This is a genomic window from Lewinella sp. LCG006 (assembly GCF_040784935.1).
GTDB lineage: Bacteria > Bacteroidota > Bacteroidia > Chitinophagales > Saprospiraceae > Lewinella.
The window spans coordinates 5288746-5301547 of the sequence record NZ_CP160680.1; the positions used below are offsets into that span (position 1 = coordinate 5288746).

Sequence of the window (12802 nt, forward strand, 5' to 3'; positions counted from 1 at the left end):
CTTATTTTAGAGTTTTAGATAATTTATTGTCAACTTTACGGGTATGAAAGCTAATTATTTTCGGTTTCGTTACCTGTTGTTATTGGTGGGTGCCGTTTATCTCTTTTCCTTTGGCTTTTTCCAACGCTGGAATACGAGTATTCGCTACGGAGGAGACAGTTGGGGGTACTACGGTTACCTACCCGCTACTTTTATTTATGGCGATTTGGACAATATCTCGGATAGTTATCTGAAGCGTTTTCCTTATACTAATCTCGGCCCTCACTTTCCATCACCGGGTGGGGAATTACCTATTGCCGAAAACGGGCATCGGGTCATCAAGTACACTTGTGGGGTAGCCATATTGCAGTTGCCTTTCTTTGTTGTAGGCCATACCTGGGCAGCCCTGGATAGAGATTACCCGCAAGATGGTTTTTCTTTTCCTTATGTTTTTTGTGTGCTCTTTGGCAATCTTTTCTATTTGCTACTGGGCGGCTATTTATTGTATTTGTTATTGGCTAGCCATTTTAGCCCAAAAATCGCTTTCCTGACCTTGCTCGTATTGGTTTTAGGTACAAATCTGTACAATTTTGCGGTTTACCGGGCGGGCATGTCGCACGCCTACCTGTTTTCCTTGTACGCTGGATTGATGTATGCCAGCTGGCGATTTTATGCGCAACCACGGCAGCGTTGGATCATATGGGCGGCTATTTGCGCGGGGATGATTACGCTAATTCGCCCTGTGGAAATCTTGTGTTTGGCCATTCCATTGGCCTACGGACTTACGGATGTGAGTAAGTTGCGAGAGAGACTTGCCTTCTGGGGCGAACATTGGCGCTGGCTCGTATTGGCGGCAGGGCTGTTTATCCTTTGCGGCATACCGCAGTTGTTGTATTGGAAGCATGCTTCCGGGCATTGGCTGTTCGACAGTTACCCCAATGAGGCTTTTGATTTTGCCAGGGCCAAAATTGCCAATGGCTTGTTTTCTGCCCAAAATGGCTGGTTGGTTTATTCGCCAATAATGGTTTTTAGCCTCTTAGGCATAGTGGCATTGCTAAGGAACCGGACTTGGCTTTGGCCGGTAGTGCTCATTTTACCTTTACATATTTACATTGCTTACAGTTGGTGGTGCTGGTACTACATCAATGGATTTGGCTCAAGGCCAATGGTAGAGTTGTACGCATTGCTTTCGATTCCATTGGCTTATAGTTTTGCTTATCTGGATCGCCGAAAATGGACTTCTATTCTTTTAGTGTTCCTGATCATGGGTGCGATTGGATTACAATTATTCCAAAATTGGCAGCACAGCAAAGGGATTCTTTGGAGTGAGATGGCCAATGGAGCTTACTATCGGGCCGTATTTGGCAAAACAGCCATGACTTATGATGCGCTGGTCGCTTTCGACAGTGATGAGATGCAACCGGATAGTACCTCCCTCACCTTGATTAAGCCATTGGTAAAGCTTGATTTTGAACAGCAAGACAGTCAACTCCATCTAGTCCAAACACCTGTGTACCAAGGACAGCAGGTATTAAAAATTACCCCAGAACAGAAATATGCCTCCATTTATGAAGGTCCGCTAAATAGGGACGCAATTAAAGTAGGGGAGTGGCTGCATATCTCCGCTTATTGCTACAAAGAGAAAAAAGAGTTTCCCTGGTACATTGCACCTTCAATTGTTGTGGAATTCAGCGATGATCAAGGGACACTTAAATACCGACAGGTGCGGATTGATAGTAAATTGAACAATCCAGGTTTTAGCCTTTGGGGTGGTGAACCCGATCATTGGGGGTACGTTCGCCTATGGGTACAAGTACCAGAAGAAGCAACTCCCGAAACGATGCTTAAGATCTACTTTATGGTAGAGCAGGAAGTGGTTTATGCGGATGAGGTGGAAGTGGGACTTTGGGAGTAATTTTTATTAAAGACAAGCTAATGAAAATCATAAATACTTTTCAAGGAATAGGGAATCACAACATTTTATTATTACTAATTATATTTTGTTTTTCCATATTAAGTATTAATAGTTTTTTTAAAAAAAAATATAACACGGCCGTTTTTTTATTGTTTGTCGCTGCATTTTTACTTCGTCTAATGATGATATTTATGGATCCCTTTCTACATGAATGGGATGAAAGATATCACGCTTTGGTGGCAAAGAACATGATAGATACACCATTTTGGCCACGCTTATGGATGAGCGATGTGCTAGATTATAACTACCAAGAGTGGTGTTGCAATTACACATGGGTTCATAAGCCTCCTTGGTTCCTTTGGCAAATGGCTTTAGGAATGAAGTTATTCGGAGCGGAAATATGGGCAATGAGGTTTCCTGGAGCTTTAATAAATACGTTGCAACTTATCTTGGTATATCACATTGGAAAATTATTAGTAAATGAAAGGGTAGGTTATTTCGCAGCAATTAGTTTTGCTTTTAGTTACTTTGCTTTAGAACAAGTGAGTGGAAATATGGGGCGTGAACACGTCGATGTAAGCTTTCTATTTTACCTTACATTGAATCTTTGGGCTTGGATTCGTTATACGAAGGCTGAAGAAAAAGAGCGCTGGAAGTGGGCGGTATTAATAGGCTTTATTGCAGGAATAGCTGTTTTAGTAAAATGGTTGTTAGGGTTGTATGTTTTTGGTATATGGGGAGTATGGGCTATTGTGGAAAGGAAAATTTCTTTAAAAGAAATAGGATTAGGCAGTTTGTCATTAATAATTGCATTGAGCGTATTTTTACCTTGGCAGTGGCATATTTATAGCGAATTTCCATTAGAAAGTGCTTTTGAAGGAGCTTTTAATAAAAGGCATATAACAGAAGCACTAGAAAATCACGAGCAACTATGGTCATATTACTTCACTAATAATCACATTCTTTACGGGGCGTTTAGCTGGGTGTTAATAGGAATTGGTTTTTTTAGTTTCATTAGGACAGTGAAAAGATCATATGTAATTAGTTTAACAGTTGCAGTAGTTGTAGTATATGCGTTTTTTATAATTGCATCAACCAAGTTTATTGCCTATGTATTTATGGTTAGCCCCATCATTTTTGTTATACTAGGATGCGCACTTAATTATTTCTACGATTTGCATGAAAAAAATATATCTAGTCAAAACATTGCTAAATCTCTCGGTTTAATAGCTTTACTGCTTTATTGTTCTTACACCCTAAGATTAAAAATGATACTTGATTTTCACTACCACGGAAAGAGTAGTTATATATCTAGTTTTTTGGAGAGAGATAATAAAATACATGATGCTAGAGGATGGTATGAAATAGGAGATTCGATCCCTGATAATGCGGTGTTTTTGCACGTCAATCAACCAGTAGAAGTGATGTTTTACACTGGAAATCTAGCCTACTTTTGGGTTGATCCTAAAGATATAGATAAGCTTAAGGAAAGGGGGTATGAGCCGTTTCTAGTGCCAAACCCAAGATATCCATCTCCTTCTCATTTAGTTAATGATGACAGGATTAAGAAACTTGATTTTATGCCAAAACAATAGTGGCTATATCCCGATTTAGTTTGTTTGATTACAAAAAATGTCAATAAAAGGCTAATAAATATGATGATTTGGAAAACCACCCCCACCTTAGAAAGCCTCAATGCCAGTGGAGACAATAGCCTGGCGGAACACCTGGAGATCGTATTTACAGAAATAGGAGAGGATTACATGACAGCCACTATGCCGGTTGATCATCGCACGGTGCAGCCCATGCGCCTCTTGCACGGTGGGGCTTCGGTAGCGTTTGCTGAGACCTTGGGCAGTGTTGCCTCGATGTATTGCCTTCCGGATATAGCCAACCAATCGGTAGTAGGTGTGGAAATAAATGCTAATCACCTCAATTCAGCCAAAGAAGGTGAAACAGTAACCGGAACAGTACGTCCCATCAAGGTCGGGCGCCGTCTTCACGTTTGGGAAATCAAGATTCATCGTTCTGATGAAAAAATAGTTTGTGTCAGCCGAATAACAATTGCCGTGGTGGAGCGGCGGTAAGCAGCCTGTTTTGATAAAATTAGGACTATCTTCGCTGCCTGCCTTGACCGACTACAGGCATCATCTAAGCCCTTCTACAATTTCGAACCAAATAATAATTACTCCTGGTATGCAAAAACAGCTACTTACACTTTGCTTTTTCCTTTTGTTTGGCACCTTAGGATGGAGCCAGTTGAATATGTCTCTCCGCTCAAATATCCAGTACAATGTTGATCTCAACGATGTGTGGGGTTACGTTGCGCCTGACGGTAGTGAATATGCCTTGGTAGGAGCCCGCAACGGTGTCTCTATTGTCAATGTTTCCGATCCTGATAATGCCACCGAAGTAGCCTTTGTGCCTGGACAAAATTCTACCTGGCGAGATATCAAAACCTGGGGGGAGTACGCTTACGTGGTGACGGACCAGAGCGGAACAACGGAAGGGCTGACGGTTATCGATTTGACGAATATAGCCTCAGAGACGGTTAATTTTTTCCACTGGACACCAGATCTTCCTGATTTAGGGACGCTAAACCGTTGCCATAATATCTACATTGATGAATTCGGTTACGCCTATCTGGCGGGCTGTAATATCAATGATGGCGGGATGATTTTCATTGATGTATTCAGCACGCCGGGAACCCCCGTTTATGCTGGTGCAGCGCCTAATCGTTATGCGCACGACGTATATGTTCGCAACAATAAGATGTATTCCTCGGAACTCACCCGTGGGCGGATGGCCATTTACGATGTTACGGATAAGGCCGAAGTTATTTTAGAAGGTGTACAGACAACGCCATTTGAATTTACCCACAATATTTGGCTGTCTGATGATAGTAACATTGCTTTCACTACCGATGAACAGCCCAATGCACCTGTAGCGGCCTACGATGTGAGCGACCCTACCGATATTCAGGAATTGGATCAGTACCGCCCAACGATTACCCTAAACGATGGGGTGATTCCTCACAATGTGCACGTTTGGCAAGACTGGTTGATCATCAGTTATTACACCGATGGAGGAATCGTTGTGGATGCTGCCCGGCCCAACAACTTGGTAGAAGTAGCGAACTTTGACACCTTTTTTGGTGGAGGAACAGGCTTTCAAGGCGTCTGGGGTGCTTATCCTTTTTTACCTTCTGGAGTGGTATTGTTGACGGACATCGGTAACGGCCTCTATGTATTAGACGTCAATTATGTTCGTGCCTGCTATTTGGAAGGTACCGTCACGAATGCAGTAACGGGTGCCCAAATCAGTGGCGCAGAAATTGTCCTCGTAGCTGATGAAGCCAATGTGAATTATTCTCGCCTTGATGGCACCTATGGCACTGGGCTCGCAACTGCTGGGACGTATACCGTAGAGGTAACAAAACCCGGTTACATACCTTTCACTACAGAAGTGTCTATTGACAATGGTATTGTAACGATTCTTGATATTCCATTACAACCGCTGCCTACCTACAATAAAAATGGTATTGTCATAGAGGAGGGCGTGGCTGTTCCTGTTCCAGGTGCCAAAATCGTCCTGCAAAACGAGTTTTCCGTTTTTGAATTCACCGCCGATGGCAATGGTGTATTCTTGATCGAAGGGGTGTATGAAGACAATTACGATGTCTTTGTCGGTGCTTGGGGCTATCAGCAAAAACTTATCAATGATCTTCCTATCATCAACAATGATGATTTGACGATAGAACTGAATCGTGGCTACGAGGATGATTTTGCGATTGATCTAGGCTGGACGACAGAGGCTGACAACGAAACCCGTGCAGGTTTTTGGGAGTTAGGCGAGCCCAACGGTACGTACAATGGCGGTTCTCCTTCAAATCCTGAATTTGATATAGAAGGCGATCTCGGTGATCAATGTTACGTTACCGGTAATGCCGGAGGTAATGCTGCTACAGATGATGTGGATGGTGCCAGTGTTACCCTCGTTTCTCCAGTAATGGCACTAGCCAGTACTTATGTCGATCCGGTTGTTGAGTACAACCTGTGGTTTTACAATGCAGGTGGTGATGGCAATCCGAATGATGCCCTGGAGGTTATTGTTTCTAACGGAACGGAAGAAGTCGTTATTGAAACACTCTCGTCCTCAGCGGGCGTTTGGCGGGATCGTTCCATAATTAACCTGAGCGAGCTTATCACGATTACTGATGATATGCAGATACGTTTTGTTACCAGCGATTTTGATCCTAATGGTCACCTGGTTGAGGCCGCAGTGGATGCTTTTGCCGTAACGGGGGAATTATTGGTTAATACCAACAACCCGGTACTAAACGTAAGCTGGTCTGTTGCTCCTAATCCCTTCAAGGATCAGATGATGTTGAATTACCAACTACCAGTATGGAACGGACAAGGCCAATTAACAGTAGTGAATGCTTTAGGGCAGATCGTAATGACCCAAGCTTTGACTGCGCAGCAGGCATCTGTCACCTTGGGTGCTACCTGGCCACGTGGTATCTACACCATCAAGATGGAAATCCGCGGACAAGGAACAGCTATCCAGCGGGTGATTAAGCAATAATATTTTATATAAAAACTATTGCGTTTGAAAACGCCCGAGCTGAACTTTACAACTCGGGCGTTTTCTTGTTTATTCCTTGATGATCACTGCATTCAGTGCCCTCAATGCCAGTGCTGTAGCCAAGAGTGGATCATCCTCTTTATTAGGTCCTCCCCAAGGATTACTAAATGAGCCATCGGAAGCTTGTTTGACTGACAGCAGCTTCACAATCTCCTGCCGCCAGGTATTTTCGAGGGGTAGGTATCCAATTTTTTCCAATTGTGCATATGCCTGTGCTCTTACTGCCAGGTGATAATAAAAAAGCACCTTTTCCCAGTTGCCGGGGCGCCCTGGTGTGATTCCACTCACCTGGTCCCATCGTTCGTGGGCCAAAAGCCACTTGGCAGCTGCGATTACGCTTAGAGTGTCTATCTCGGGTAAGCTCAATAAAGCCAGTAGACCATCAGCCGTAGCTGTAGCGTAGGAAATCCTTTCGTGGGTTTGGTCATCTGCTTTGTTGGAGCCGAGGGTATAGGTGGAACTACAAAATCCACCGTCTTCGTTTTGTAGGCGTTCCAAAAATACTTTGGCTGCTGACCAACAGGCGTGAGTAGGGTTGAATTTTATTTTTTGCATGGCTTCTAATACGCGACGCGTATGCGAAAGGTCGACATGGCCTACTTCCCCCAAAGGCAGGTTTTGTTCGCCAAAGCCCCATGCACCATAGGCTGGATGTGCGAAGGCAATCCCACGTTCTTCCACGAATTGTTGTTGAATCAGGTATTTCTCAAGATGAGGTTGCAGCAGTGTATCGAGTTTTATAGGGCACTGCGGCCATATTTTCAATAAATAGGACGTAGCATATACCGGATATTCTACCACATACGGCCCTTTCAAGCCGATAGCACCCTCTGTATTGAGCTGTTCGAGCAAAAAAGTATAGGCCGCGACCGAATGGTTAGCTTGAACATCAATGGTATTAGATGCCTGTAGCACATCTACGATGTAGGGCGTATAAGCTACCCCTCCACGTAAAATGCCATGCGTTTTGCTGTGCCAGCCACCGTCTTCGGCTTGTTGCTCCAATAGCCAATGAATGGTTTTTTCCTGGATTTGGAGTGCTTTGACTTGTACTTCTTCCTTTGTTGGCAGATTTGAATCATTACAACCAGGAAGAATAAGTAAAATGAGGAGCAGTTGTAAAATCAAGATAATCAGGCGAAAACGATGCATATAAGCGTTAAATTGGTGTGTGAAATAATAATTTTATCTTTTCTCCATTGAAAAGATGTGAGATTATTTGGAGTTTTGTAAAAGAATATGCTAACTTTGTACCAGTTGTTAACACAACAAGATTTTAGTTTTCACATCAGAGAGAGCGCGTTTTTAAAGGAGCCCTGCCTATCTTATTTCAGGGCTCACTTTTTTTTTATACCCTCCTCCTCTTTTTTCTCTAATCATCCTTTGTTGGCTCATCTTATCTAAGGAAAATATATTCTACCTTAGCGCACGATTCTTAGCAATTTGACGGAAATAACTTATTCCATTTTTTTCAACGATTCGCGAATATTTTCACGCAAGCTCCTTTTAGTTGCTTGCTTAGAAAATTTTAGCGAATCAAAAATGGAATCAGCTATTTTTGTTCCGTCACTTATGTATTGTGTGAAAAAACAAATAGAGCAAAAAATGACGCCAACCACCACACTTTCTTCTTCGGAATTAATGCAGCTCGAAGATCGTTTCGGAGCTCATAATTACCATCCTCTTCCCGTAGTATTGTCAAAAGGCCGTGGCGTGTATGTATGGGACGCTGAAGGCAAGCGTTACTACGATTTTCTTTCTGCTTATTCGGCTGTTAATCAAGGGCATTGTCATCCACGGATTGTTAATGCGCTTGTTGAACAAGCGCGTGAGTTAACCCTTACTTCGCGTGCTTTTTATAATGACCAATTAGGGCCTTACGAGAAATACCTCACTGAATATTTCGGTTTCGATAAGGTATTGCCGATGAATACGGGAGCAGAAGGCGTGGAAACGGCAATAAAAATTGCTCGTAAGTGGGGTTACGAGAAAAAAGGCATCCCCAATGGTGAGGCCAGGATTATTGTCTGTGGACAAAATTTTCACGGTCGCACCACTACCATTATCTCTTTCTCGAGTGATCCGGACGCGAAAGGTAATTTTGGTCCTTACACGCCAGGTTTTCAATCGATCCCTTACAATGATTTACCTGCGTTAAAAGCAGCCCTGAGCCATGAACCTGAGAAAATAGCGGCTTTTTTGGTAGAACCAATTCAGGGAGAAGCCGGTGTATTTGTGCCAGATGAAGGTTTTCTTGCTGCTGCAGCAGACCTTTGCCGCGAACACAATGTACTGTTTATTGCTGACGAAATCCAAACGGGCATCGGCCGTACAGGGGCTTTATTGCGGGTTTGTGGAGACTGCAACTGCCAAGGCCACTGTGAGCAACAGGCGACGTATACCCGGCCGGATATTTTAATCTTGGGTAAAGCCATTTCTGGAGGCGTCTATCCCGTTTCGGCGGTTTTGGCGGATGATCGGATCATGGAAGTAATTAAACCAGGGCAGCACGGTAGTACTTTCGGTGGCAACCCGTTGGGATGTGCCGTGGCCATGGAAGCCCTGGAGGTCATTCGTGATGAAAAATTGACGCAAAATGCTCGTGCCTTAGGAGTGCGTTTCCGCGAACGAATGCAAAACCTGGTTGATCAATACCCGGAAATGCTAAAACTGGTAAGAGGCAAAGGATTACTCAATGCCGTGGTGATCAATGACAGTCCGGAGAGTAAGACAGCGTGGAATATCTGTGTCAGTCTTGCAGAGCATGGCCTTTTAGCCAAACCTACTCATGGAAATATCATTCGCTTTGCACCACCTTTGGTCATGACCGAGGAGCAGTTGGAGGAATGCTGTGATATCATTGGCACAGTGATCGCAAAATTTGCGGAAAAATAAGTGATATAATATTGCGGAAAAAGCCAGAGATGGTAATGATAACTCTAAGGGGGCGGAATGCAACATTCAGCCCCCTTCGTCACGTTTATAGACTTGTTGGCACTTTGTTGGCCCACTAACATGCGAAACATTTGACAACTTCCTAAGATTAATTGTAATTTGTACCTTGTACCCTTTAGAAAATCAACTACTATCAACCAACTTACACCACCAATGCTGAAACGATTGTTGCCCTTTTTGGTGGCCGTGTTTTTCGCAGGCTGGATAGCCGCACAAGAGACCACCGTCTACACGGAAGCTTACCGAGCCTATAAGCGTGGCGAGCTTTTCTTTGATGATGGACTTTATGCCAAGGCCCAGAACGAATTTCGCGAAGCCATAGATGAATCTCGTCAAATCAACGAAGCTGATTCTCGCCTGATTAAAACCAAGGCTGAATTAGGTTATGCACAATCCGCTGTCCGACTTGGACAAACAGACGGGGAGAAGCTCATCCTTGAATTTATTCGGAATTATTCACCTGATCCTATAGCCAATCAAGCTTTGATCGAAATAGCCAATTACTATTTTGATAACCGGGATTACGATAAAGCGGTTGCTTACCTTAGCAGAGTACCTACTTCGGGGCTTTCCAGAGAGGAACGCGCTGCAGTTCGCTTTAAATTGGGTTATGCTCAATTTGTGAAAAAAGATTTTGCTGCAGCAAAAACCAATTTCAGGGAAATCAAGGATTTGGATACGGAGTTTTTCTATCCCTCTAATTACTATTTGGGTCTTTGTTATTTCTACGAAGGAGATTATGACAATGCTGTTCGCCAGTTTCGTTTGGTAGAACGTTCGAACAAGTACGACGACTATATCCCTTATTATACCGCCCAGATCTATTTCGCTCAGCGCCGATTTGATGAGTTGATTGCTTATGCTGAGCCTCGTTTGTCGGAGCCGAGCTTGAAAAATCAGAAAGAAATCTATCAGCTGGTTGGTCAGGCTTATTTTGAGAAAGGAGATTTCCCTAAAGCCCTGGGGTATCTTGAGTATTATGCTGACCGTTCTGGCCGCTTGCGAGCGGAGGAGTTTTATCAGTTGGGGTATACGCAATACAAAACCGGTGATTACGCCAAGGCTATCCGCAATTTTCAGGAAGTAAGTGGGCAAGATAATGAAATGGGGCAGGCTGCCAATTATTACTTGGGAGAAGCTTATCTGCGTAATGGTGACCGCTCTTCAGCGCGTGCGTCTTTTGGTAATGCCAAACGGATGACCTACGACAGGGCACTGGCGGAAGAGGCCAACTTCAACTACGGTAAGCTTTCTTACGAGATGAAAGATCCCCAGGAAGCCATCGATGCTTTCCAAAAGGTGACCACGACGAGCCCTTATTATGTAGAAGCCCAAACGCTGATGGGAGAGATTTTTCTGTCCTATCGGAATTACGAGCAGGCCCTGCAAATATTGGATGCAATGCCCAACAAGCCACCTCAGCTGCAAGAAAGTCACCAGAAAGTACTGGTTTTAAGAGGTATCCAACTTTTGCAGGAAAACAATCCTGCTGAAGCCAAGACGCTATTTAATCGTTCGTTACAATTTCCGATTGACACCCGTAGCCAGGCACTGGCACTCTATTGGTTGGCAGATATTGCTCACCGAGAAGGTAACTACAATGAGAGTATTCGGTTGAATAGTCAGTTTCTCACCTTGGCTAAAAGCCAGACCGGACTGCCCGATGAGTCATCGCTTTTTTCTGGTAATTATCTACAAGGATACAACTACCTGAAGCAGGATAACTTCCCCGCTGCGCTGGATTATTTCCGTGCTACGGTAGAAGGGATCAAACGAAATCGTTCCTTCATCGCCAATCCGGCTGTTCGGGATGATATGCTTGGTGATGCGGTATTGCGAACGGGTGATGCTTATTTCAAGCGCAATGAGTACAATCAAGCCATTCAGTATTACGACGAAGCGGTGAATAACAAATACAGTGGTTTTGTTTACGCTTTGTACCAAAAAGCCCTTCTCGAAGGGCTACGAAATCGTAGTGCACAGAAGATTTTAGCATTGGAGCAAATTGTCTCAGAATACCCCAACTCAGAATATGCAGATGACGCCCTGTTTCAGTTAGGTATTACCTACCAGGAAATTGGCCAGCCCAGCCGAGCTATCGAGCCTCTACGCCGCTTGGTCAGTCAGTACAAAAGCAGTTCTGATTTAGTCGTTTCTTCTTATTTGCGACTTGGCTTGATCAACTATAACCTGGGTAACCAGGAGGCTGCCATCAATTACTACAAGCAAGTATTTTCGAATAACCCCAGCCCCGAGGAGATCAATGTTGCTTTAGCGGCATTAGATGAAATTTATGTGTCGGATATGGGGCGGCCAGATTTATTGGAAGCTTTCTTGCGGACGATTCCGAATTACAATTTCAATGATTTTTCCCGCGACAGTTTATTCTTCCGTTCGGCGGAAACGCAGTACGAAAACGGCAACTACCAGCGCGCGGTGGAAGGCTATCAAAACTACCTCAACCAGTTTCCTAGTGGTATCAATGTGCTTACTGCTCGTTATCACAAAGGAGAGAGCCACGCCGTTTTACGTCAGTACGATGAAGCACTGGTCAACTACGATTGGGTAGTGGCCCAAGGGCCAAGCCGTTTTTATTTGCGTAGTTTAGAAAAAGCAGCCCTCATCGCCTATAATCATGCACAGGATTTTAATAAATCTTACGATTTGTATACCCGACTAGAGCAAGCTGCGGATACCGAAGAGTTGCGTTTTGAAGCCCAGTTAGGTGGAATGAGATCAGCGTACAGGATCGGTAATTCCCAGGCTGTTTATGCGCTCGCCAATAAAGTTTCGAGCAACCCGAAAGCAACGGAACTACAGCGGGCGACGGCCAATTTCTACATTGGCAAAATAGCATTTGATCGAAGCGATTACACTGCATCATTGGCAGCACTCAATGAGACCATCCGTTTGAGTGACAATGAGCAGACTGCCGAGGCTCGTTATTTAAGGGCTTACATTTATTACCAGCGCCGCGACCTGGACAAGGCCAAAGAACTGACCCTGGCCGCCAACCGTGAGAGCTCGGGTTATCCGTACTGGGTAGCGAAATGTGTGATTCTCTTGTCGGATATATTTGTAGAACAAGGTGACTTGTACAATGGCAGAGCGGCTTTGGAAGCACTGCTGGAAAATTACAAAGAAGATCAAGCACTGATCGCAGAAGCACGGCAAAAACTGAACCGGGTGAATGGGATGATAAATCAGGGAAGCCGTCTTGATCGTTCTGATCCTAACCAACTACAATTTGAAGGAGGAGGGGGGAATTAACCCTAGTAGGAACGGAATTTTCTTTTCATCAATTAG

General features: G+C 44.1%; 7 protein-coding genes. 6 read left to right on the forward strand and 1 reads right to left on the reverse strand.

Features of this window, described 5'->3' with window-relative positions:
- The first annotated feature begins 43 nt into the window (after positions 1–43).
- The 4 genes from AB0L18_RS19020 to AB0L18_RS19035 all read left to right on the forward strand — a co-directional run bounded on the left by AB0L18_RS19020 (position 44) and on the right by AB0L18_RS19035 (position 6481).
- Positions 44–1894, forward strand: a complete 1851-nt coding sequence (locus AB0L18_RS19020; RefSeq protein ID WP_367388898.1) for a hypothetical protein — start codon at positions 44–46, stop codon at positions 1892–1894.
- Between the two features lie 20 nt (positions 1895–1914).
- Complete coding sequence (locus AB0L18_RS19025) at positions 1915–3489, forward strand: ArnT family glycosyltransferase (RefSeq protein ID WP_367388899.1); 1575 nt, start codon at positions 1915–1917, stop codon at positions 3487–3489.
- Positions 3490–3552: 63 nt separating this feature from the next.
- Positions 3553–3981: a hotdog fold thioesterase gene (locus AB0L18_RS19030; protein ID WP_367393167.1), complete on the forward strand. Its 429-nt coding sequence runs from the start codon at positions 3553–3555 to the stop codon at positions 3979–3981.
- Between the two features lie 109 nt (positions 3982–4090).
- The gene (locus AB0L18_RS19035; RefSeq protein WP_367388900.1) at positions 4091–6481 is read left to right on the forward strand and encodes a choice-of-anchor B family protein; all 2391 of its coding nucleotides are present in this window, start codon (positions 4091–4093) and stop codon (positions 6479–6481) included.
- Positions 6482–6550: 69 nt separating this feature from the next.
- Here AB0L18_RS19035 and AB0L18_RS19040 read toward each other — a convergent pair whose 3' ends face one another.
- Positions 6551–7693 carry a prenyltransferase/squalene oxidase repeat-containing protein gene (locus AB0L18_RS19040; RefSeq protein ID WP_367388901.1) on the reverse strand — a complete coding sequence of 381 codons (1143 nt, stop codon included), beginning with the start codon at positions 7691–7693 and terminating at the stop codon, positions 6551–6553.
- A gap of 453 nt (positions 7694–8146) precedes the next feature.
- On the opposite strand from AB0L18_RS19040, the gene rocD reads away from it, so the two are divergent.
- Both rocD and AB0L18_RS19050 read left to right on the forward strand, forming a co-directional pair.
- Complete coding sequence (rocD, locus tag AB0L18_RS19045) at positions 8147–9436, forward strand: ornithine--oxo-acid transaminase (RefSeq protein ID WP_367388902.1); 1290 nt, start codon at positions 8147–8149, stop codon at positions 9434–9436.
- 213 nt (positions 9437–9649) lie between these two features.
- On the forward strand, positions 9650–12766 hold the full coding sequence (locus tag AB0L18_RS19050) for a tetratricopeptide repeat protein (RefSeq protein ID WP_367388903.1): 3117 nt from the start codon (positions 9650–9652) through the stop codon (positions 12764–12766).
- The last annotated feature ends 36 nt before the right edge of the window (positions 12767–12802 follow it).

Excerpts from the sequence above, each read along its gene's own strand:
- AB0L18_RS19020 (WP_367388898.1), top strand. The coding sequence starts at position 44 with ATGAAAGCTAATTATTTTCGGTTTCGTTACCTGTTGTTATTGGTGGGT.
- AB0L18_RS19025 (WP_367388899.1), top strand. The coding sequence starts at position 1,915 with ATGAAAATCATAAATACTTTTCAAGGAATAGGGAATCACAACATTTTA.
- AB0L18_RS19030 (WP_367393167.1), top strand. The coding sequence starts at position 3,553 with ATGATTTGGAAAACCACCCCCACCTTAGAAAGCCTCAATGCCAGTGGA.
- AB0L18_RS19035 (WP_367388900.1), top strand. The coding sequence starts at position 4,091 with ATGCAAAAACAGCTACTTACACTTTGCTTTTTCCTTTTGTTTGGCACC.
- AB0L18_RS19040 (WP_367388901.1), bottom strand. The coding sequence starts at position 7,693 with ATGCATCGTTTTCGCCTGATTATCTTGATTTTACAACTGCTCCTCATT.
- rocD (WP_367388902.1), top strand. The coding sequence starts at position 8,147 with ATGACGCCAACCACCACACTTTCTTCTTCGGAATTAATGCAGCTCGAA.
- AB0L18_RS19050 (WP_367388903.1), top strand. The coding sequence starts at position 9,650 with ATGCTGAAACGATTGTTGCCCTTTTTGGTGGCCGTGTTTTTCGCAGGC.